The organism is Sphingobacterium sp. NPDC055346, assembly GCF_053645235.1.
On the sequence record NZ_JBSHMI010000004.1, the window covers coordinates 33,828 to 57,657 of the forward strand.

At 40.1% G+C, this 23,830-nt stretch carries 19 protein-coding genes; 11 read left to right on the forward strand and 8 right to left on the reverse strand.

The window, feature by feature from the left end:
* Window positions 1–150: 150 nt before the first annotated feature.
* On the forward strand, window positions 151–2,751 hold the full coding sequence (gene clpB, locus ACWICE_RS09200; protein ID WP_185212208.1) for an ATP-dependent chaperone ClpB: 2,601 nt from the start codon (window positions 151–153) through the stop codon (window positions 2,749–2,751).
* Between the two features lie 265 nt (window positions 2,752–3,016).
* Here clpB and lysA read toward each other — a convergent pair whose 3' ends face one another.
* The 4 genes from lysA to serC form a co-directional block, all read right to left on the reverse strand.
* Window positions 3,017–4,180 carry a diaminopimelate decarboxylase gene (gene lysA / locus ACWICE_RS09205; protein ID WP_454298172.1) on the reverse strand — a complete coding sequence of 388 codons (1,164 nt, stop codon included), beginning with the start codon at window positions 4,178–4,180 and terminating at the stop codon, window positions 3,017–3,019.
* Window positions 4,181–4,185: 5 nt separating this feature from the next.
* The gene (locus ACWICE_RS09210) at window positions 4,186–5,499 is read right to left on the reverse strand and encodes an aspartate kinase (RefSeq protein WP_454298173.1); all 1,314 of its coding nucleotides are present in this window, start codon (window positions 5,497–5,499) and stop codon (window positions 4,186–4,188) included.
* 115 nt (window positions 5,500–5,614) lie between these two features.
* On the reverse strand, window positions 5,615–6,562 hold the full coding sequence (locus tag ACWICE_RS09215; protein ID WP_185216387.1) for a D-2-hydroxyacid dehydrogenase: 948 nt from the start codon (window positions 6,560–6,562) through the stop codon (window positions 5,615–5,617).
* A gap of 5 nt (window positions 6,563–6,567) precedes the next feature.
* Entirely contained in the window at window positions 6,568–7,635 is a 1,068-nt protein-coding gene (gene serC, locus ACWICE_RS09220; RefSeq protein WP_454298174.1) for a 3-phosphoserine/phosphohydroxythreonine transaminase, read from the reverse strand.
* Between the two features lie 341 nt (window positions 7,636–7,976).
* Between serC and gyrA the strand changes: the two genes are divergently transcribed.
* The 3 genes from gyrA to ACWICE_RS09235 are packed head-to-tail and all read left to right on the forward strand — an operon-like array spanning window position 7,977 to window position 12,830.
* On the forward strand, window positions 7,977–10,541 hold the full coding sequence (gyrA, locus tag ACWICE_RS09225; RefSeq protein ID WP_454298175.1) for a DNA gyrase subunit A: 2,565 nt from the start codon (window positions 7,977–7,979) through the stop codon (window positions 10,539–10,541).
* Window positions 10,504–11,637: a tetratricopeptide repeat protein gene (locus ACWICE_RS09230; RefSeq protein ID WP_214648410.1), complete on the forward strand. Its 1,134-nt coding sequence runs from the start codon at window positions 10,504–10,506 to the stop codon at window positions 11,635–11,637. Before gyrA ends, ACWICE_RS09230 begins: the two co-directional genes overlap by 38 nt.
* 17 nt (window positions 11,638–11,654) lie before the next feature.
* Window positions 11,655–12,830, forward strand: a complete 1,176-nt coding sequence (locus ACWICE_RS09235; protein ID WP_254527263.1) for a tetratricopeptide repeat protein — start codon at window positions 11,655–11,657, stop codon at window positions 12,828–12,830.
* Window positions 12,831–13,305: 475 nt separating this feature from the next.
* Here the strand turns inward: ACWICE_RS09235 and ACWICE_RS09240 are convergent, their stop codons facing one another.
* From ACWICE_RS09240 to ACWICE_RS09255, 4 genes are all read right to left on the reverse strand, one after another.
* Window positions 13,306–13,503, reverse strand: coding sequence for a hypothetical protein (locus ACWICE_RS09240; RefSeq protein ID WP_454298176.1), 198 nt, complete (start codon window positions 13,501–13,503; stop codon window positions 13,306–13,308).
* A 252-nt stretch (window positions 13,504–13,755) separates the two neighbouring features.
* Window positions 13,756–14,574, reverse strand: coding sequence for a ZIP family metal transporter (locus tag ACWICE_RS09245; protein ID WP_185212217.1), 819 nt, complete (start codon window positions 14,572–14,574; stop codon window positions 13,756–13,758).
* Between the two features lie 148 nt (window positions 14,575–14,722).
* On the reverse strand, window positions 14,723–15,193 hold the full coding sequence (locus tag ACWICE_RS09250) for a Dps family protein (RefSeq protein WP_185212218.1): 471 nt from the start codon (window positions 15,191–15,193) through the stop codon (window positions 14,723–14,725).
* Between the two features lie 27 nt (window positions 15,194–15,220).
* Window positions 15,221–16,180, reverse strand: coding sequence for an aldo/keto reductase (locus tag ACWICE_RS09255; protein WP_454291226.1), 960 nt, complete (start codon window positions 16,178–16,180; stop codon window positions 15,221–15,223).
* A gap of 145 nt (window positions 16,181–16,325) precedes the next feature.
* Between ACWICE_RS09255 and ACWICE_RS09260 the strand changes: the two genes are divergently transcribed.
* From ACWICE_RS09260 to ppk1, 7 genes are all read left to right on the forward strand, one after another.
* Window positions 16,326–18,011 carry a pseudouridine synthase gene (locus ACWICE_RS09260; RefSeq protein ID WP_454298177.1) on the forward strand — a complete coding sequence of 562 codons (1,686 nt, stop codon included), beginning with the start codon at window positions 16,326–16,328 and terminating at the stop codon, window positions 18,009–18,011.
* A gap of 43 nt (window positions 18,012–18,054) precedes the next feature.
* The gene (locus ACWICE_RS09265) at window positions 18,055–18,627 is read left to right on the forward strand and encodes a Crp/Fnr family transcriptional regulator (RefSeq protein ID WP_454298178.1); all 573 of its coding nucleotides are present in this window, start codon (window positions 18,055–18,057) and stop codon (window positions 18,625–18,627) included.
* A gap of 22 nt (window positions 18,628–18,649) precedes the next feature.
* Complete coding sequence (locus tag ACWICE_RS09270) at window positions 18,650–19,219, forward strand: pentapeptide repeat-containing protein (RefSeq protein ID WP_454298179.1); 570 nt, start codon at window positions 18,650–18,652, stop codon at window positions 19,217–19,219.
* Window positions 19,220–19,534: 315 nt separating this feature from the next.
* Window positions 19,535–20,101, forward strand: coding sequence for an NADPH-dependent FMN reductase (locus tag ACWICE_RS09275; RefSeq protein ID WP_454298180.1), 567 nt, complete (start codon window positions 19,535–19,537; stop codon window positions 20,099–20,101).
* 18 nt (window positions 20,102–20,119) lie between these two features.
* The gene (locus tag ACWICE_RS09280) at window positions 20,120–20,698 is read left to right on the forward strand and encodes a DJ-1/PfpI family protein (RefSeq protein ID WP_185212224.1); all 579 of its coding nucleotides are present in this window, start codon (window positions 20,120–20,122) and stop codon (window positions 20,696–20,698) included.
* The gene (locus ACWICE_RS09285) at window positions 20,698–21,078 is read left to right on the forward strand and encodes a hypothetical protein (RefSeq protein WP_254527270.1); all 381 of its coding nucleotides are present in this window, start codon (window positions 20,698–20,700) and stop codon (window positions 21,076–21,078) included. The genes ACWICE_RS09280 and ACWICE_RS09285 overlap by 1 nt, the downstream gene beginning before the upstream one ends.
* 600 nt (window positions 21,079–21,678) lie before the next feature.
* Window positions 21,679–23,811 (forward strand): polyphosphate kinase 1, encoded by a 2,133-nt coding sequence (gene ppk1 / locus ACWICE_RS09290; RefSeq protein WP_214648411.1) that lies wholly within the window; start codon window positions 21,679–21,681, stop codon window positions 23,809–23,811.
* Window positions 23,812–23,830 lie beyond the last annotated feature (19 nt).

Below are 23,830 nucleotides of genomic sequence, written 5' to 3' on the forward strand. Positions count from 1 at the left end.
CCTACAAGCCATTATTTTTACAAAAACTAGTTGCCGTATGTCTTTTTGGCATGTGTATTTAAATTTAACTGTCAATATTACAGTAAAATAACTAAAAACACTGTAGGCATTCCTTTTGTTAACCTCTTATTACATATAGCGAAACTACATATGAACTTTAACAACTTTACAATCAAAGCCCAAGAGGCAATACAAAAAGCTTCAGAAATTGCATCTGGCCATCAGCAACAAGCGATCGAGCCAGCGCATATCATGAAAGCCTTATTATCAGTAGATGAGAATGTCATTTCCCATTTACTCAAGAAACTAAACGTCAATATCAGCTACCTGAGCCAAGAGGTCGATAAAATTATCGAATCCTACCCTAAGGTAAGCGGAAGCAATGTTTATCTAAGCAACTCCGCTACCGCTGTATTACAGAAAGCGCAAAGCTTTTTGAAGGAATTTAACGATGAGTTCGTCTCCATTGAGCATATCCTGTTAGGACTATTGCTATCCGGCGACAAGGTTGCCAGCCTATTGAAAGACCAAGGAGTCACTGAAAAAGACCTAAAAACCGCAATAAAAGAATTGAGGGGAAATTCAAGGGTAACTGACCAAAATGCCGAAGCAACCTACAATGCATTGAACAAATATGCTAGGAATCTTAATGAATATGCTGAATCTGGCAAACTCGACCCTGTAATCGGTCGCGATGAAGAAATCAGACGCGTCATGCAGATCTTATCCCGTAGGACAAAGAACAATCCGATCTTGGTTGGTGAGCCCGGAGTAGGTAAAACAGCGATTGCCGAAGGTATTGCCTACCGAATCATAAAAGGTGATGCTCCTGAAAACTTGAAGACCAAAACCGTATTCTCTTTGGATATGGGTGCATTGGTTGCCGGTGCGAAATATAAGGGTGAATTCGAAGAACGCCTAAAGGCTGTAGTTAAGGAAGTATCCGACAGCGACGGTGAAATCATCCTGTTCATTGATGAGATCCACACCTTAGTTGGTGCTGGTGGCGGTGAGGGCGCTATGGATGCTGCAAACATCCTGAAACCTGCATTGGCGCGTGGTGAGTTGAGGACAATCGGTGCAACGACCCTAAACGAGTATCAAAAGTATTTCGAAAAGGACAAAGCCTTAGAGCGTAGGTTCCAGAAAGTGATGGTGGAAGAACCAGATACCCAAGATGCGATCTCTATCCTACGTGGTATCAAGGAACGTTACGAAACCCACCACAAAGTTAGGATCCTGGATGAGGCTATCATTTCGGCTGTAGAACTCTCACAAAGATACATTACGGACCGATTCTTACCAGACAAGGCCATTGACCTAGTCGATGAGGCAGCGTCCAAATTGAGGCTCGAAATGGACTCAGTTCCTGTTGTGGTCGATGAACTGGAACGAAGGATCATGCAACTGGAAATTGAAAGAGAAGCGATTAAGCGTGAAAAAGACGAGAAGAAAATCTCTGAACTTTCAGAAACCATCGCCAACCTTTCCAATGAACGAGATTCATTAAGGGCTAAGTGGCAATCTGAAAAGACCTTGGTGGATCAGGTCAACGCGGAGGCTCAAAACATAGAAAACTACAAACTGGAAGCTGAACAGGCTGAACGTGCGGGCGACTACGGAAAGGTTGCAGAATTAAGGTACGGTAAGATCAAGGAAGCTCAGGACAAAGTGGATGCTTTGAAAAAAGAACTTTCAGAGAAACAAGACAGCAGCCGTATGCTTAAGGAAGAGGTAACTTCCGAAGATATCGCTGATGTGGTTTCAAAATGGACCGGTATCCCTGTCAGTAAAATGATTCAATCCGAAAGGGAAAAACTATTGAACCTGGAAGAAGAATTACATAAGCGTGTCGCAGGACAAGATGAGGCTATTGAAGCTATTGCTGATGCGATCCGTAGATCAAGGGCCGGATTGAGTGATGCTAAACGCCCAATCGGTTCCTTTATTTTCCTTGGTACAACAGGGGTCGGTAAAACCGAACTTGCAAAAGCCTTGGCAGAATATCTATTCGATGACGAACAGGCCATGATCCGGATCGATATGTCGGAGTACCAAGAAAGACATGCCGTATCGCGTTTGATCGGAGCGCCTCCAGGATACGTGGGTTATGACGAAGGCGGACAGTTAACCGAAGCCGTACGTCGTAGACCATACTCAGTGGTGCTATTAGATGAAATCGAAAAAGCACACCCGGATGTATTCAATATCCTATTACAAGTATTGGATGATGGCCATTTGACAGACAACAAAGGCCGTGTAGTAAACTTTAAGAACACCATCATCATCATGACCTCCAATACCGGTTCTCATATTATCCAAGAGAATTTCTCTAAATTGAATGATGAGAACAGAGAAGAAGTCGTAGCGAAAACAAAGGATGAAGTCCTGGATCTATTGCAAAAATCTATCCGTCCAGAGTTCTTGAACCGTATTGATGAGGTGATCATGTTTACTCCGCTGTCCAGAACAGAAATTGGTGATATCGTTAGGATGCAATTTAACAGGGTTGAAAAACAACTTGCTGAACAAAACATCTTCCTAACGGCCTCCGACGAAGCCCTAGATTGGTTAGCACAATTAGGATACGACCCTGTCTATGGTGCAAGACCATTGAAACGTGTCATTCAAAAAAGAATCCTCAACGAACTCTCTAAAGAGATCCTATCAGGAAAAATATCCAGAGATTCCGTAATCAAACTGGATGCATTTGATGGAAAATTCGTCTTCCTCAACAAGAATGAGGAATAAATAAAAAAGAACTCCTGAGCTGATTTAGCTCAGGAGTTCTTTTTTATTTAGATATGAGTATTTAGATATGAGTATTGAGATATCAAACGAGATATAGATATGAGTATTGAGATTTGAGTATTGAGATATCAAACGAGATATAGATATGAGTATTGAGATTTGAGTATTGAGATATTAAACGTCCCACAATTTCTATATCCCTTGTCTAATAACTAAAAATCCCTAAAAATCCCTTTCTACTATCACATATCTCAAATCTCATTTCTCAAATCTCGTTAGAAAACACAAACCTGATTTCATCTCTAAGATTATATTTCGAAGCCATTACTTCGCCATAAGCACCTGCAGTACGGATAGCGATCAGATCTCCACGTTCTGAAACAGGAAGTGTTACTTCTTTTCCAAAACAATCTGAGCTCTCACAGATTGGCCCAACCACATCGTAGTTCAATTTTTCAACACCTTCGTTTTTGCCTAATTTTTCGATTTTATGAAATGCCTGGTACAATGCTGGACGCATAAGCTCGGTCATACCTGCATCAAGGATCAAAAAGTTTTTCTTAACCCCGCTTTTAGTGTACAATACCCTGCTCAACAAAGTTCCTGCTTGTGCTACCAAAGCACGGCCCAGTTCAAAATGCACCTCTTGTTGTGGAGTTCTTTCCAGAAACTTATCGAATACATCAAAATAAGCTTCAAAGTCAGCAAAAGGATGGGCATCTGGTTCATGATAATCCACGCCTAGCCCACCACCTACGTTCAATACTTTAATGGTAGTTCCGCGCTCTTCAAACCAATTCTTCCACTCATTTACCTTTACACAAAGACTCTTGAACACATTGATATCGGTAATCTGCGAACCTACATGGAAATGCAGACCCAACAGATCAATATGATCACATTCCCTTAATACGGAAGCCGCCTTTTCCAATTCAGAATTGGGCACACCAAATTTATTTTCATCTAAACCGGTGGTGATATAATGGTGCGTATGGGCATCTACATTCGGATTAATGCGCAACGAAACTTGAGCCTTAACGTTCTGTTTAGCCGCCAATTCATTGATTACCAATAGCTCTTGGATAGATTCCACATTAAAAGCAAAAATATGATGCTTTAATGCCAAATTAATCTCCTTGTCGGATTTCCCAACACCAGCGAAGGTAATCTGATTGGCAGGAAAACCAGAATCAATTGATTTTTGAACCTCATTTCCACTTACACAATCCGCACCAAAGCCTTTAGATTGGATTAAATCTAAAATCCTGTCATTAAAGTTAGCTTTTAGTGCATAATGAACATGAAATCCTCTTTTATCAGCTGCTGCCTTGGCCCTGTCCAATGTTTCATTCAACAGGTCCAGATCATAGTAATAAAATGGAGTTTCAAATTCGTTTAAACGTCCTAAATCAATTTGATTGATGTTCATTCTCTTTAAAAAATTCTATTATGTAACGACCTTAATGCTTCTACCTTGTGTTCAGAATCCAAAAGCATGGAGACATTGTAATCTGAACCTCCATAAGAAACCATGCGCAATGGCAAATGTTTCACTGCATCTAAAACTCGCGCAGCATAACCATGTGTATTAGCTCCAAAATCACCCACTACACAGATGATCGTTTGATTTCTATCGACACTTACATTTCCAAAATCCTCCACTTCTCGGATGATATCATCTAAATTTTTGGTATCATCAATTGTTAAGGATACAGCCACCTCTGAAGTGGTAATCATATCGATTGGCGTTTTATAACGTTCAAAAATTTCAAAGATCTTTCTCAGGAAACCATATGCCAACAACATTCTTGATGAATGGATATGGATTGCTGTAATATCATCTTTCGCTGCAACCGCACGGATCGACCCTTTCTGTCCACCGTTTTTAGAAATCAAAGTTCCAAAAGCTTGGGGGTCCATCGTGTTCAACAAACGAACTGGCACATTATACCGTTGCGCTGGAAACACACTCTGCGGATGTAAGATCTTAGCCCCAAAATAGGCCAGCTCGGCAGCTTCGTCAAAACTCAGTTCTGCAATCGGTGTAGTGCCCTTTACAATTCTAGGATCATTGTTATGCATACCATCGATATCCGTCCAGATCTGGATTTCATCGGCTTGTATGGCAGCACCGATCAATGATGCGGTATAATCTGATCCACCACGCCGTAAATTATCGATTTCACCAAAGGAATTTCTACAGATATATCCTTGCGTGATAAATAAGCTATTTTCAGGATGCTCAGCCAAAATCGCTTCCAATTTCTCTTTGATGAATGGAACCATTGGCTCATTGTCCTCGTCGATTTTCATAAAATCAAGAGCCGGAAGCAATACGGATTTTATGCCTTTTTCACTCAGGTAAAGATGCCACAATGTAGTGGACATCAATTCACCCTGTGCCAGGATGATCTTTTCTTCCGTAGGTGTAAAAAGATCGTTCGACAAAGATGCAATTAAGTTAAAATGATAATCTATCAATTCCTTACCCTGCTTATATCCGTTCTCAGTGCTGAAGAGTTCCTTGATTAAAGCTTCGTACTTGTTCTTGTGTTCCTTGATCAATTCCTTGGCTTCATCCTTCTTACCATTCAAGTAAGCTTTAGAGATTTCAACCAATGCATTTGTCGTTCCAGCCACTGCTGAAAGCACCACAATCTGACGCTCTGCGGGATTAACGATATCCAATAAACTCTGGATACGTTCAGCACTCCCTACGGATGTTCCACCGAATTTTAGAATTTTCATATCTATTTTAAACTATTTGTTTTTACGAGGTTGTGAATATAAGTCTTTTAACAAAAAAAAGCGGCACAAATGCAAATAAAAGCTTTTGTGCCGCATATAATTTAATGCGGAAGAACTACTTCTTCAAGTTATCGATCAATAACTGGGCTAGTTCCTCTCCGATTCGTTCTTGCGCCTCATTGGTTGCAGCACCAATATGGGGAGTCAAGGAAACCTTAGGATGATTCAATATTTCCGCTCTTGGAGTCGGTTCATTATCAAACACATCAAGCGCAGCAAAAGCAACTTTACCAGAATTCAACGCTTCCACTAAAGCTAACTCTTCAATAACGCCTCCTCTGGAAGCATTTACCAAGCCAACACCATCTTTTAATAATGCAAACTCTTCTTTACCGATAACAGGCTTGTCTGTGAATGGAACGTGCAGGGAAATAAAGTCTGATTTCTTGAAGATGGCATCGATATCAACCTGCTCAACAGGGACATTGACACTTACATCTCCAGCAAAGTTTAAAGTCAGAGAATTTGGTCCTTCAAACAAATCTGAATAGATCACCGTCATTCCCAATCCTAAACCGATCTTAGCAGTTTCACGACCGATACGGCCAAAACCAACAACACCCAATACTTTTCCTTGCAATTCAGAACCTGCAGCATATGCTTTTTTCAATCCAGCAAAATTGCTGTTTCCTTCTACAGGCATTTTACGGTTAGAATCGTATAGGAACCTAACACCATTCAATAGATGTGCAAATACCAATTCAGCAACTGAATGTGAAGATGCCGCTGGCGTATTCACTACAGCGATACCTTTTGAACGTGCGTAATCCACATCAATATTGTCCATGCCGACCCCACCTCTACCAATAACCTTGATATTAGGGCAAGCATCGATCAAAGGCTGACGTAATTTTGTTGCACTACGTACCGTAACTGCATCATATTCATTCAATCTATTGATCAATTCATCTTGAGGAATATGGTTTGTATCCACTACAAAGCCCGCATCCTCTAATATTTTTTTACCGATAGGATCAATCCCATCGTTAGCTAAAATTTTCATAGTAATTATTTCTTCTTTTCTTCAAATTCTCTCATCGTATCCACTAATGCATTAATTGAACTGATGCTCAATGCATTGTAGATCGATGCTCTAAATCCACCTACTGAACGGTGGCCTTTGATACCGATTAAATTGCGCTCCTTAGCTAAGGCCAAAAATTCTGCTTCTAACTCAGGCGTATCCATCACGAAAGTCACGTTCATTCTAGAGCGATCTTCCACGGCTGCCGTTCCTTTGAAGAATGGGTTGCGGTCAATCTCATCGTATAAAGTACGTGCCTTGATGATATTCTCTTGTTCAATTACCGAAATTCCACCTTTAGCTTTCAACCAACGTAGGTTCAACATGGAAACATAGATGGAGAATACTGGCGGCGTATTGTACATAGAACCCGCTTTGGCATGTGCTTCATAATCAAAGATCGTTGGAATGGTACGACCAGACTTAGCAAACAGATCATCTTTGATGATTACCAACGTAACACCTGCAGGACCCATATTCTTTTGGGCACCAGCATAGATCAAACCAAACTCAGACACATTGATTGTTCTACTCAAAATATCAGAAGACATATCAACAACGGTTGTTACCGATGTGCTAGGTTTTTCAAATACTTCTGTTCCGTAAATGGTATTATTTGAAGTGTAATGGAAATATGCAGCATCCGATGGCACTACAAAATCCTTTGGAATATAGTTGTAATTTTTGTCACTCGACGAAGCAACCATTTCCACCTGTCCTACTTTTTTAGCTTCTTTGGCAGCTTTTGTTGCCCAAACACCTGTATCTAGGTATGAAGCCTTGCCATTTTCAGGCAATAAGTTCATAGGAACCATGGCAAATTGCTGACTCGCACCCCCTTGAAGGAATAAAATGGAATATCCAGCAGGAACTTCCAGTAATTCACGGACCAATTTCTCAGTCTCGATTACGACTTCCTCAAACTCTTTGGAACGGTGCGAAATTTCCAAGATTGATAAACCTGTACCATTAAAATCAATTACCGCTCTTGAAGCTTCTTCAAAAACCTCTTTTGGTAAAATACATGGGCCTGCACCGAAATTATGTTTCATTAGACTTGTATAATTTGTTAAAAATTAGGAGGTTAACGATTAAACAATCGTTTGACCTTAATTTGAATGCCCAAAGGTAAAATATTTTTAAAAATTTTTAAAACAAAATCCATATTTGTTTAAAATATCTTAAATTAAAAAGACATTTGGTATCATTCTCTCATTGAACAAATATACCTGTTTAAACAAATAACTTTATGAAAAATATTAACAAATCGCCTCCATTGTGGATATCTTTAATGATGAAATCCGTACCAAAAACCTAAAAAAATGTGTATCTTCGCCTGTTACGTGTCTTTTATAGATATAACACTTATTATATTGATTGAAACCAAAATATAATGGCTGAAGAAACAGAAAACGAAAACAATTTAGTTCCTGCTGAAAACAGGATCATCCCCATCAATATCGAAGACCAAATGAAATCTGCCTACATCGATTATTCGATGTCGGTAATCGTTTCACGCGCATTACCTGATGCCCGTGATGGTCTGAAACCAGTACACCGTCGTGTATTGTATGGTATGCTAGACCTTGGGGTAACGAGTGGTAAACCTTATAAAAAATCTGCTCGTATTGTTGGAGATGTACTCGGTAAGTACCACCCACACGGTGACTCATCCGTTTATGACACCATGGTCCGTATGGCCCAAAACTGGTCCATGCGCTATCCCCTAGTCGATGGACAGGGTAACTACGGTTCGATTGACGGTGACCCACCAGCAGCGATGCGTTATACAGAGGCTCGCTTAAGGAAGATTACCGAAGAAATGTTGGCGGACATTAACAAAGACACCGTTGATTTCAAATTAAACTTTGACGACTCCCTTGAAGAACCTACCGTTCTTCCTACCCGTATCCCGAACCTGCTTGTCAATGGCGCATCTGGTATCGCCGTAGGTATGGCAACCAATATGGCTCCGCACAACCTGAGCGAAGTTATCGATGGTACCATTGCTTATATCGACAACAGAGATATCGAAATCTCGGAATTGATGACCTATGTCAAAGGACCTGACTTCCCTACTGGCGGTCTGATCTATGGCTTCAATGGCGTAAAAGAAGCTTTCGAAACTGGCCGTGGCCGTATCGTGATGCGTGCTAAGGCGGAAATCGAAACTACCAAGACCGGTAAAGAGATCATCGTCGTAACAGAAATCCCTTACCTAGTCAACAAATCGGAGATGATCAAAAGAACTGCCGATTTGGTTCAAGAAAAGAAAATCGAAGGTATCTCGGAAATCAGGGATGAATCCTCTAAAGATATCCGCGTTATCTATGAAATAAAACGTGATGCGAATGCCAATGTGGTTCTAAACAACCTATATAAGCATACCGCTTTGCAAACCTCTTTTTCGGTTAACAACATTGCCTTAGTAAAAGGTAGACCACAAATGTTGAACTTAAAGGATATGATCCATGAGTTCGTTGAACATAGACATGATGTGGTTATCCGTAGGACTAAGTTTGAATTAGCTGAAGCTGAAAAAAGAGCCCATATCCTTGAAGGTTACCTAATTGCTCTAGATCACCTAGACGAGGTAATCAAATTGATCCGTAATTCAGATACACCAGAAGATGCACGTGTTGGCTTGATGGAGCGTTTTGCGCTTTCTGATATCCAAGCTAGAGCCATTTTGGACATGACCTTAAGAAGGTTGACAGGACTGGAACGCGACAAGATCAAGGAAGAATATGCTGAGTTGATGAAAACCATCGAATACTTGAAAGAAGTACTTGCTGATGAATCCCTTCGCTTCAAGATCATCAAAGATGAACTGATGGAAGTAAAAGAGAAATATGGCGACGAAAGACGTTCTCATATAGTTCATTCTGCGGAAGACCTTCGTATGGAAGATTTCATCGATGATGAAGAGGTAGTAATCACAATCTCCCACAACAGTTACGTAAAACGTACTCCATTAACCGAGTATCGTGTACAAGGTCGTGGTGGTAAAGGAGCTATTGGCTCTACAACCCGCGATGAAGACTTTACAGAACATATCATTACAGCATCTGCACATAACTACCTATTGTTATTTACGGAAGCAGGTAGATGTTTCTGGTTAAGGGCATTCGAAATTCCTGAAGGAAGCCGTACTTCTAAAGGTCGTGCCCTTCAGAATATCATCAATATTCCAAAAGATGAGAAGATCAAGGCCTATATTAAGGTAACCAACCTGAAGGACCAAGAATACCTTGAGAACAACTTTATCATCATGTGTACTAAGAAAGGTACCATCAAGAAAACTTCACTTGAAGCTTACTCAAGACCAAGGGCAAATGGTATCAATGCGATCAACATCAATGACGGTGACCAATTATTGGAAGCAACATTGACCAATGGTACGAGCGAAATCGTCATGGCTCTTCGTTCTGGTCGTGCGATCCGATTCAATGAATCGACCGTAAGACCGATGGGTAGGACAGCTACAGGTGTTCGTGGTATTACCTTAGCGCATGAAAAAGATGAGGTAGTTGGCATGATTAGTGTTAATAATCAAGAAACCACTGTACTGGTAGTTTCAGAGAAAGGATACGGTAAACGTACCGATATCGATGATTATAGAATTACCAATCGTGGTGGTAAAGGTGTAAAAACAATCAACGTTACGGACAAAACAGGTGAATTGGTTGCTATTAAAGGTGTTACTGATGAGAACGATTTGATGATCATCAATAAATCTGGAATTGTAATCCGTATCGGAGTTGAAAGCTTACGTGTAATGGGTCGTGCTACCCAAGGTGTGAAATTGATCACTTTGAAAGACAACGACGAAATTGCATCAGTGACCAAAGTTGAAAGACAAGAGGAAGAAGAGGAATTAGACGTTGAAGGTGCTGAAGGAGCAGAAAACTCAACAGACAATGAATCAGCTAACACGGAGAATGAAGAACAAGAATAGATATATTTCAAGTGCTTTAGGAGCTATATTACTATTGGGTGCCAATAGTGCTTTCGGACAGTCGGCTTATAAAGAAGCCAGCAATGCCTTTGCATTATACACCCAAACTGGTAACATCGCCAACCTTGATAATGCCAGGAAACAAATCGACAATATCTACAAGACAAGACGCGACTCTTCCAAAACGCGCGTGAATGTCTTAAGAGCCATGGTTTTGAGTTCAATTGCTTATGCAGATTCTGCAAGGACCATTAAGTTGAATGCTGACCCTATCGATCTGACTTATCAGACGATGGATAAAATCGATAAGAAAGACAGACCGGGATACTCTGGAGAAATAAGCTATGTCAACCAAAACTTGGCTGCCGCACTGATTTATCGCGCAAACAAATCGCTAGAAAACAAAAAGTTTGACGAAGCCTTTGCAGATTTCAGCAAGGTTGATGCCTTAGATGCCAAAAGTGGAGATGTAACCTACAATTTAGCACTTTTAGCCAGCAAAGCAGGTAAACCGGAGGAAGCCATCAAGTATTATGGAAAGATCCATGAAGCTGGTAACATGACTCCAAACCAGTATATCGAATTGGCCAATCTATACGACCAACTGGATGAGAAGCAACAAGCGCTCTCAACCTTGGAAGAAGGAAGGACCAAATATGCTGATGACAAAGCTTTGCTGTTCTTGCTGATCGATAAATATGCAAAAAGTGATGCATATGATGCCATCGTTCCTATTATTGAACAGGCCATCAAACTCGAGCCGGAAAATATAGAATTAAATTACTTGGCAGGATATGCAAATGAAAATGCCAATAATTTAGAGATAGCTAAGACATATTATGAGAAAGTACTTGAATTGGACCCAAATAACTATGAGTCTAATCTAGCCCTAGGTCTAATCAACTTGAATACTTTCTTGAAGGATAATGAAAATCAAGAAGCACAATATAATGCCCAAAATTATTTGCTAAAAGCAAATGAAATTAAGCCTTATGAAATAAATGCTTTGAAATCCTTAGCTTTATTCTATCAAAAGACTGAAGATGAAGCTCAATTAGACCGAGTGAATCTTTTGTTAAACCAACTTACAAATTAAACAAACAATAAATAGATATGAATTTAAGAAAATCGATATTATTTGTAGGATTGCTTTTTGCAACCAGTTCCACTGCCCTTTTCGCACAGTCGGGCAATGTGAAAAAAGCAAAAGCTGCAATTGTAAAGTTTGAAGAACTTAAGGGAGCAGGTTCTGCTGAATTAGGTAAATCAAACCTTACTGCTGCAAAAGAAGCAATCGATGCTGCAGTAGTACATGACAAAACGAAAGATGATCCAGAAGCATGGACATATTATGCCCTAGTTTACTCAAACTTAGCTAGCTTAGACAAGAATGCAGAAGACGCTGCCAAAGCGCAAGACGCAATCAAAAAAGCTACTGAACTTGACAAAGACAAAAAACACGCTGAAAACATCACTGTTGCGGGTCAGACTTTAGGTCAATACAAATTCAACCAAGGTGTTGCAGCTTGGGATAAACAAGATTATAAAACAGCTTATTCAGACTTTAGCGACGCTTTAGTTTACCTTCCTGGTGATACTACCCTTACCTTCTATTCCGGTCTAGCGGCAGTTCAGAACAAGGAATACGACAAAGCCATCGAAAAATACAAAGAGCTAGTTCCAGTTAAGGAATACTCTAGCCATAAAACAATTATGGTGGACCTTCCTAAACTATACCTTCAAAAAGGTGATACTACATCAGCAATCGCTGCTGCTGCTGAAGCAGTAACGGCTTATCCTAATGATAACGATGCTGTTGTTCAGAACATCGAATTGAACCTGATCACTGGAAATGAAGCTAAGATTGTATCTGATATCGAGTCTCAATTATCAAAAGACCCACAGAACAAAAGCCTTCACTACTACCTAGGTCTTGCTTATGGTGCTGCAGGAGATCCTGAAAAAGCATTAGCTTCTTACCAAAAAGCAATCGAGATCGACCCTAACTACCTGGAAGCAAACACCAATGCTGCCGTAGTTATCATGAATGGTGGTCGTGATGAATTGATGAAGTTAAACGAAGACAAATCAGTTCCTGCCGCTGAATACAACAAAAAAGTAGAAGCTATCAAAGGTAAAATCGCAAGAGCGGTTCCTTACTTGGAAAAAGCTGTTGAACTTGACGCTAAAAACGTAGATGCTTTAAGAAACCTTAAAAACTACTATGATTTTATGAACGACGAAGCAAAATCTGCCGAATTGCAAGCTAAAATCGAAGCGCTAAACTAAGTTTAGCAATACAACATAATAAAAGGGATGATCAGATGGTCATCCCTTTTTTTTGGTTTGAACCAGGATGAAAGGGATGAGAGGATGGACCAAGATCTGGGATTTGAACCAGGATGGAAGGGATGAGAGGATGGCCCAATATCGCTATGGGAAGTCTACAATACTGTAGAGGCGTAAATGCATACGCACGCAGACATTTAAACCAGGAAGGAAAGTCTAAGATACTGTAGACGTAAAATCCCAGAGGGGGCTGACATCTTTGTAAAAACTAGATATTTGAAATGGCCAACCCACAGCGTGGGTGGAATGTTTTTAATGAATCTTCCTGAAGAAAGGAAATAGTTTGCTCAAACTTACGATGACAATGATCCTTAAAGAAATCAAAAAAATAGATTCTTAGCTGTGCTCTGAATCCCTCTTTATCGCATCTCTGATTCTGAACAATTCGTGAAGAATCTGTAAGGTTCCGATCCTGTCATCCTTGACCGAAGGTCAAGAAACTGTAGGTCAATGTTATGATGGTTGTCTTAGATTTTGAAAGCTCACATTTCTCCGAGATGCTTCGTTCCTCAGCATGACAGAAAAAAAACGCCGACCCTGTCATCCTTGACCGAAGGTCAAGAAACTGTAGGTCAATGTTATGATGGTTGTCTTGGGTTTTGAAAGTTCGCATTGCTCCGAGATGCTTCGTTCCTCAGCATGACAGAAAAAAAACGGCGACCCTGTCATCCTTGATCGAAAGACAAGGAACTGTACGCCAATACTATGTTGGTTGTCTTGGATTTTGAAAGTTCGCATTTTCCGAGTTCCTTCGTTCCTCAGCATGACAGAAAAAACTAAACTTTATGACATTGCCTATCTGGCTTATTCAATAAGTCCCTACCAAGCGTGATATGGTCTTGTGTCTATTGTCTAATGTCTTAATCTAGCCCAAAGCCACATCCAACACCATCATCACGACAAAACCCAACACAAATCCAAGGATCGGAATATCGGAGTGTTCTTCCTGTTGTGTTTCTGGAATAACTTCTTCAATAACGACGAACAACATCGCTCCAGCGGCAAAAGAAAGTGCATATGGGAGAACTGGCATAAAGAAACCAACGGCAAAGGCTCCTAGGACGGCAAAAATTGGCTCTACCACTGCTGAAAGCTGTCCGTATTGGAAACTTTTCCATCTTGATAGGCCCATTCTGCGTAAGGGCATGGATACTGCAACACCTTCAGGAAAGTTCTGCAAGCCGATACCCATGGCCAATAGGACCGCCCCTGTGATGCTCGCTTCAGGAACTCCAGAGGCTGCACCACCAAATAAAACCCCGACCGCCAAACCTTCAGGAATATTATGTAAGGCTATCGCAATGGTCAATAAGGTAGTACGGTGCAAGGAGGATTTTGGACCTTCAGATTTCAAGAAGTTAAGGTGAAGATGGGGCATCAGCTTATCTAAGCCAAAGATGAAAAGTGCACCCAGGACAAATCCGATTGCCGATGGCATAACCTTGCTGAAACCTTCCCCTGAACTCATTTCAATGGCTGGCGCCAATAGTGACCAGAAACTTGCTGCAATCATTACCCCGCCCGTAAAACCGAGCATCCCGTTCAGCAATCTTTTATTTACCCCTTTAAATATAAATACGCTGGCGGCTCCCAAGGCTGTTACACCCCAAGTAAACAATCCAGCAAATAATGCAGCAACTACGGCACTCTGTTTTCCAAGAAATTCTACTAATTCTTCTATCATTTGATCCAGCGGAGAATAATTTTTTGAAATTAACCATTCTAAACTAGAAAACTAAAAAATAACAGCAAAAAACAAAAAGCACCCCTATGGGTGCTTTCGTAAAATTGTCCATCTGGATTCCAATGATCCAGAGCTTTTTAAATTTAGATTATCTCAAATGCGATCTCAACATCCAAGCAGTTTTCTCATGTTTCTCCAACAAGCCAACCAGAAAGTCCTCTGTACCAGCATCATTATGCTCCTCAGCTAACTTAATATCTTCCCTTAAAGAGATAATCAAGCTCTCGTAATCATTCAACAATTCTGATATAAAACCCTGACTATCATTCTTTTTATATTTCATTTCAGTCAGCTGGGTAAGCTCCAGGAATTCTTTCAATGTTCCTACGGCATAGTGACCGATGGCACGAACACGCTCTGCAACCTCATCGATTATTTCAGCCAATTCCGAATAGAGCTCTTCAAAGAAGATATGCTGGGCATGGAAGTCCGGACCTTCCACATTCCAATGTGCATTCCTGACTTTGGTATACAGCACATTTTCATCAGCCACAAGTTTGTTCAAAATTCCTGCAACTACTTTAGTGTCTTGTTCTTTTATTCCGATATCTGTTTTCATAGCTTTTAATTTTATGTTTAATATATATTAATAACGACTAGCGTCATTTAGTTTTTCAATTGCTTCTTCGCCTAGCCTCAATTGCAATGCAGCAACAAAACTCTGTAAATGGGCATCTTTTGTAGCACTTGCAATTGGAGCAGTAATGGTTGGTTGGGCCAATAGCCACGCTAAGGCAACTGAAGAAGCAGAAGTTCTGTATGCAGAGGCTACCTCGTTCAATGCTGCGACAATCCTTTTTCCGCGTTCATTCCAATAGCGTTTTTCAATACCCTCTCCCCTTGCGGACTTCGAAAAATCATCATCCGTAAGGTATTTCCCTGATAAGAATCCACTGGCCAGAGAATAATAAGGAATAACCGCTAGACCGTACTCCTTGGCAGTGGCCTCATATTCAAGTTCATATTTCTCCCGATCATAAAGATTGTATTCGGGCTGTAAAGAGATATAGGCAGGCAAAGAGAGCTTGGTAGAGGTATCTAAACTCTCGATCAGGCGCTCCGTTGATATATTCGAAGCTCCGATGTACCTTACCTTTCCTTCTTTAATTAAATCGTCGTATGCCCTTAAGGTCTCTTCGACCGGAGTGCTGGTATCATCATAATGCGTTTGATATAAGTCGATATAATCAGTCTGAAGCCTTTTTAAAGACAGTTCGACCTGTTCCTTGATGTAGGAGGCTTTCGTATTTTTCTGGCTATCATAGCCAAACCGTCCACCGACTTTAGTCATCAAGACAATTTTATCCCTATTTTTTCTTTCTTTGAACCAATTTCCAATAATGGTTTCAGACTCGCCACCTATGTTTCCTGGAACCCAATGTGAATAGTTGTTTGCCGTATCGATGGCATCAAATCCCATATCCACAAAACTGTCCATGATCTTAAAGGACTGCTGTTCATCCAAAGTCCATCCGAAGACATTACCACCGAAAATTATCGGTACGATATGTAAATCGGAATGGGCAAGTTGTACTGATTTCTCCATATGAGCTTTCTAATTTTAACATTAACAATATAGCCATTTTTTGAGGGATTAAGGCCGATTACAGGGAGTTTATTGTCATAAAAAAGTCGATAAATCCTTGCCTTATCCGAACTATTATTATTTTTGTCCTTTGCAAAATTTAAGAATGTCTACTTCAGTCCCCTACTTCCATCATTTTCAAAAAGATACAACAGGAATTGAACTTCCATTGCGTTTTACCTTTCCTTTTTGTTATGACCCACATGAACTGAGCATAATGGCTGCTGAGCAAGTACAAGAATACTTAGCCGTCCAAGATGATTTCATTCATAATTTCGGTTTGAAGGATGGTCAAGAAGGATTGGTCATCGGGAAAATGTTCGGGGTCCTGGTTGTGCAGGATCAAGCAGGAAATCTAGGCTTTCTAGCCGCAGTTTCAGGAAAAATGGCTGGCAGCAATAAACATAGGTACTTTGTCCCTCCTATTTTCGATATGCTTGATCCCCAAGGCTTCTTTCTAAAAGAAGAAGAGCACATCAACCAGATCAATAGATACATAGAGGCCCTTCAAAACTCGACTGAATTAAAAGAGCTAAGGGAAAACTTGGTCCAATGCAAAAAACATGAGGAACAGATCCTATCAGAGCTGAGGAAACTACATAAGAAGAACAAGACGGAACGCAAAGAAAGTAGGATAACCCAGCAAGCCTGTCTGCCTGAGCAAACATATCAGGAACTTTTGGAGGACTTAATCAAACAAAGCTATAGGGATCAACACCATTATGATGTACAGAAAGAAAAGTCTTCTCAGCAAATCAAGCTGGCTGAGGATGCACTAAACCATATCCTCGATCAGATAGAAGAGCTTAAGGCAGAACGAAAATCTAGGTCTTCGAATCTCCAAAACCAACTTTTTGATCAATACCACTTCTTGAATGCAAGACAGGAGTCCAAATCGGTCCTTGCCATATTTAATGAAAGCAAAAATATCCAGCCTCCTGCTGGTGCGGGTGAATGTGCTGCACCGAAATTACTGCAATATGCCTTCAACCATCATTTAACACCGATCTGTATGGCTGAATTTTGGTGGGGATCCTCTCCTAACCTGGAAGTCCGCAAGCACCAAAACTACTATCCGGCATGCCGTGGCAAGTGTGAACCCATTCTTGAACATATGCTCGTTGGCTTGGATGTAGATGATAATCCTATGCTTGAAAACCCAGCAGCTGACAAGGAATTGGAAATTATTTATGAGGATGAAGCCATTATAGTGGTCAACAAACCTGCAGAATTTCTTTCGGTTCCCGGAATCAATGTAAAAGACAGTGTACAGACTCGAATCCAAAACAGATATCCCGAAATTGATAGCCCATGGATTATCCATCGCTTGGATATGTCCACTTCGGGAATCTTAGTCCTAGCCAAAAGGAAGGATGCCCATCAGTTTATCCAGGATCAATTCATCAAACATACCGTTAAAAAGAGATATACGGCATTATTGGATGGTCTTATTGAAGGGAAAGAAGGATTGATTGACCTCCCCTTACGAGTTGACTTAGATGATCGCCCAAGGCAGGTAGTTTGTTACGAACATGGAAAACCTGCGCAAACAAAATATAAAGTAGTCAGTATTGAAGGTAATAAAACCCGGATCCATTATTTTCCTTTGACAGGCAGGACCCATCAATTAAGGGTGCATTCCGCGCATGCAAAAGGCTTAAACTGTGCCATAATCGGCGATGATCTCTATGGGAAGCGTGCAGATCGCCTGCACCTGCATGCCGCTTTTATTCAATTTGTTCATCCCATGACCAAGACCTTGGTCCAATTTGAAGTCAAAGATCCATTTTAGTTATCAAGGCTTTTCTTTATATTGGTAGAATAAATTTCCAACAATGGAAGTATTAAAATACGCCTATCAACATCCACTATTAGAAGCAGCAGATTTAGATCAGATTTATCATGCTCACGAAAAAATAAACTTGACCAAAGGAGATTATATCCTGGAAAAAGGTCAGGTAGCCAATGAATATTATATTTTGGAGGACGGTCTCGTACGAACCTATCTCTATGACTATGACGGAAATGAAATAACCACAGGTTTTTCAGGAAAGAATGAAGTGGTCATCGAAGTAGCTTCTATTTTCCAAAGGATACCGACCCAAGAATATATCCAATGCCTTACCGATTGCTGTCTTTGGAAAATCGATTATGAAACATTTCAAGACCTTTTCCATAAGATCCCAGCCTTTCGGGAATGGGGCCGTACATGGATGGCCTTTGAGCTCTACCTCAGCAAGAAAAGAGCAACCGAGATGATCACCGAACCTGCAAAGATGCGCTACCTGCACCTGATGGAAGAAAAGCCGCAGATTATCCAACAGGCTCCACTAAAATATATAGCCTCTTACCTCGGGGTAACAGACAGTTCCCTAAGCCGAATCCGTAAAGAGATCCTAAACGATTGAGTTAATAAAAATATAATTAAGCATGGAATACTTTGAAGATCAGTCCTTCAAAAACATCAATTTTCAAGAGAACACATTCGCAAAGGCAGAGTATGAATATTGCAGGTTTGAACAATGCAATTTTGAAGGCCTGAACCTAAACGAAGTTAAGTTTATAGATTGTATATTTACCGAGTGCAATCTTTCCCTATCCAAGATAGAGCAAACCAGTTTCCAGGACTGTAAGTTTAAAAACTGCAAATTGCTGGGGATGCGTTTTGACAGCGCCAATCCATTTAACTTGCAATTACAGTTTGAAGGCTGTACATTAGATCACAGCTCCTTCTTCAATTGCAATATCAAAGGGACAAAATTCATAAACTGCAGGTTGCAGCAGGTAGATTTTGAAAATGCCCAATTAAGCAATGGCAGTTTTGAGGGTTCGGATTTAGGTGGAAGCCAGTTTTTCAATAGCAACCTTGAAAAGGTCGATTTCCGAGGATCTCAAAACCTACAGCTCGATCCAGACCAAAACAAAATCAAGGCTGCTAAATTTAGCTTGGTCAGTTTACCGGGGCTGTTGCAAAAACATAAAATTTCAGTTAGTCATTAAACTAACCTGATTTACAGAATTTATTCCTACAGATTTTTAGGATCCACCCCCAAATATGATTGGGTTTTCCAGCTAAGTTTTTTGGACTTCAATTTGACCTCATTCGAGACATATTCCGAATTTTCCGAATATGTCTCGAATGAGAGTAAAATGAATTTCGAAAGAAATAGCGGCCCAAACTTCCAAAATAAAATTTTATGAAGGCGCCAAAAATTGACAAAATCATCTTTAATCAGCAATTGTTTCAATGTCATATTTGGTCAATATCTCAACCTTCCCTACTAATTCTCATTCATATTCCTTAAATTTATGGATATGAAAATATTGGCTTTTGGAGCTAGCAATAGTTCAGATTCAATCAATAAAAAATTAGTAAACAGTGTAAGTAAGTATTATAAGGAAGTTGATGATGAAATCCTTGTTTTAGACATCAACAATTTTGAACTACCCTTATTTTCAAAGGATCTGGAGAAAGAGATCGGCATTCCCGATGCAGCGACAGAGTTTGCTGCCCATATTGACTGGGCGGACTTCATAATCATCTCTTTTGCAGAGAACAATGGCAATTATAATGTGGGCTACAAGAACCTGATCGATTGGATTTCCAGGATCAAGGGCAGAAAGGTATTTCCTGAGAAACCGGTTTTTCTGTTAGCGACCAGCCAGGGTGCCCGTGGCGGACAGTCCGTTTTGGAAATAGCAGAAGCAAGGATGCCAAGGGATGCTGCCCAAGTTTTGGAGACCTTCTCCCTGCCTGAATTCAGCAAAAACTTTGAGGAGGGAAAAGGTGTTATTAGCAATGTATTGAGGAGCCAATTGGAGGCAAAAGTCAGAAAGACGAAACGGCTGATGGCTGAGATTATCAATAAAAGACAACAGTAAAATTAAATTTTCAATATTATGGCAAAGAAAGTATTATTATTAGTTGGTGATTACGTAGAGGACTATGAAGCAATGGTTCCTTTTCAAGCAATGGAGTCTGTTGGAATCGAAGTGGATACCGTAGCTCCTGACCGCAAAAAAGGCGATGTGGTCCCTACAGCAGTCCATGATTTCACGGGAGATCAAACTTATAAGGAATTGAGAGGACATAACTTTGCAATCAACAAAGATTTTGATTCGATCAATACCGAAGATTATGACGGACTGTATATTGCAGGTGGACGTTCGGCAGAATATATCCGTTTGAATAAACGCGTCCTGGAGATTACAAAGGACTTTTTTGATAAAGACAAACCTGTTGCAGCAATCTGCCATGGTATACAGGTCTTGACCGCTGCAAAAGTATTGCAAGGAAGGACTTTAACGGCATATGTAGCTGTAGGTCCGGATATTGAGTTGGCAGGTGGCACTTGGAAAAACATTCCGGCAGACCAAGCAGTAGTTGACGGAAACCTAGTTACCTCACCAGCATGGCCTGGCCATCAGAACATCCTGAAGGAATTCTATAAACTATTAGGCGTAAAGATCACTCTATAATGGAGAAAAAAAAGAAGAAAATATGGTTTATTGCCATCCCCTTGATCTTGATTTTGGGATATTTCATATATGATGCCTATTCCCAACCCTCCATTGAGGACCTACCCGGTGGATTTGAAGAGGTAGCATTTGTGCGCAATGAAAACAATAAGGGTGGGATAATCAGGATCTACGCTGTTACAGTGAAGGATCAATTGAACGCACAATACGATAAATGTGCAGATCTGTTCCCTGTGAATGATTATGGCAGCGTGACGAAGATTTATTTCTTTGACAAGAGTAAGCCATATCCAACCAGTCTTCAGCTCGAAGACCCCCACTATGACAACAGTAAATATGAGGCCATCAATATCTTGAGTCGTCGAGGAGTAAGCAAATAAACCATTAAAAAATAAAAACAACAAAAGCTGCAATGTTTAATCATAGCAGCTTTTGTTGTTTTACGTAAATATTTTTTCTTTTATAATTATTTATTTATAAATTTATAAAAATAAAATATTTAACAAACAATAATTTAACCTAAAGATGTTTATTGGATGACAAAGGCCATTCTTAAATTCATTAAAGCAGGAAAATAGCTGTTGTTAAATTGCATTTTATTTATTGCGATTATAGTAGTAATGACAGCATCCAGGTTTTCTTGGATGCTCTTTTATTTTGTCAGTTTTATATCTTCCTATGTTATTCGAAAATTATTGACCAATCCATCACAATGTTACCAAATAGTTTATTTATTAATTATTATTTACAGTTATTTTATCTAATTTTAACCGACAATTAATTGAAGGTAATTATTAATCCGTAAATACATAAAAAGTTCAAGCTAAAATCTGGCAAATAGTTATAAAAATCAAGTTTAGAGAAGCTAAAGAGGTAGAGACCCTTAGATTAAATTAATATCTTTTGTCTTCCCTGATTATTTAATAATTTGATATTAATTTATTAACTTTTACCAAATAAAGCTCGAACATCTTTGAGCTATGATGATAGATAGAGAAATGGCAAGCAAGTTTATCCCGAGAGATATTAGTTGGTTAAGTTTTAATGGTCGAGTTTTACAAGAAGCTGCGGATCCAACAGTCCCCTTACATTTAAGAATTAAGTTTTTGGGAATCTTTTCCAATAATCTCGATGAATTTTTCAGGGTTCGGGTAGCCGCACTAAAAAGGGCAGCTGAAATAAACACGAAGGAGTCCAATGGCTATTTCTACAAAGCTCCAGCGATCATTCTGGAGAAGATTACGGAAATCGTGATCAAGCAACAGCGGAAGTTTGACAAGATCTGGAACCAAGTGCAGCGAGAAATGGCCAAACAAAAGGTCTATATCAAGTCTGCAGAGGACTTAAGTCCTACACAATTGGAGTTTGTCAAGAATTATTTTGATGAAGAGGTGGAAACCAATATTATTCCTTTGATATTGGATGAGAGTAAGCCTATGCCGTACTTAAGGGACAAAAGTCTATACTTAGGGATTGCCATGTATAAAGATGATTGGCAATATGACACCAAATTTGCCATTATCGAACTTCCATCCCGTCAACTTGGGCGATTTGTAATCTTGCCTTCGGCAAAAAATCAAAAGGACATTATCCTGGTAGAGGATATTGTCAAGGTAAACCTACCGTATATATTCTCCTACTTTGGGTTTGATGAGTTTGTGGCAAACACCTTTAAGGTAACCAAAGATGCCGAGTTTGATTTAGATAACGATGTCAACACTTCTTTTGCGGATAAAATCAGTAAAGGAATCAAGACCAGAAGAAAGGGTAAACCGACCAGATTTGTTTTCGATCAGGAAATGGACCCTAAATTATTGGATCTATTGATCAAGAAATTGAACTTTAGCAAGAAGGACTCCATCATTCCAGGTCAGAAGATCCATAACTTTAAACACTTCATGGATTTCCCAGATGTGTTCAAGTCCTATCAGAAACCGGAAGAACGCCGATCATTTGAACATCCCGATTTCACGGGGCTGGACCGAGTAACCGACATTATACAGAAGAAAGATGTCCTACTCTCCTTCCCTTACCATGAGTTCCGTCCGATGATTGATCTATTGCGTGAAGCGGCGATGGATCCCGATGTAAAATCGATCAAGACTACCATCTATAGGATGGCCAGCAATTCCAAGATTGCCAATGCCCTAGTCAATGCGGCAAGAAATGGCAAGGAAGTTACGGTTATGCTGGAACTACGTGCAAGATTTGATGAAGAGCATAATCTGGAGTGGAAGGAGCGCTTTGAGATGGAGGGGGTAAAAGTCTTGGTTGGCGTGCCAAACAAGAAAGTACATGCCAAACTTTGTATCATCAAAAAAAGGGTACAGAACAAGACCATTCAGTATGGTTTTGTGAGCACGGGCAATATCAATGAAAAGACCGCCAAATTATATGGAGATTATTGCCTGATGACCAGCAACAAGGGTGTAATGGCTGACATCAACAAGATTTTCAATGCTCTGCAAAAACCGAAGGTCCCAATAGAACAACAGATCCATCACAATAAACATCTGATGATCTGTCCTTTTGATATGAGGTTGCAATTATCGGCCCTGATCGACAAGGAAATTGCAGAGGCAAAGGCAGGAAGGCCAGCACGAATTATCATTAAGATCAATTCACTGAGTGATAAGGAATCTATCAAAAAGATCTATGAGGCTTCTTCTGCGGGAGTTCAGGTGGATTTAATCGTTAGAGGGATATTCTGTGCAGTGAACCAGCGAAAATTTGCAGTTCCATACAATGCAATAAGCATTGTTGACGAGTTCCTGGAACATGCCCGCGTATTCTATTTTTATGCGGCAGGAAAGGAACTGACCTATATTTCTTCCGCTGACCTGATGACCAGAAACCTCGATCATCGTATTGAGGCTGCAGTTAAGATCAGCAGTAAAAAGCTAAAACATGAGCTTTTGGATATGCTCGAAATCCAATTGCGCGATAATGTCAAGGCTAGGGTCCTGAACAACAAACAGAACAATGAGTATGTCCGCAACGATGACCCAATCTGTAGGTCCCAGATCGAAATCCACAATTATTTAAAGGCAAAAACTGATGACCAAGAGATCAAACAAGTGGAAGCCACGGTATTAGAACCCGTAGAAGAATAAAAGACATTTTTTATTTTGC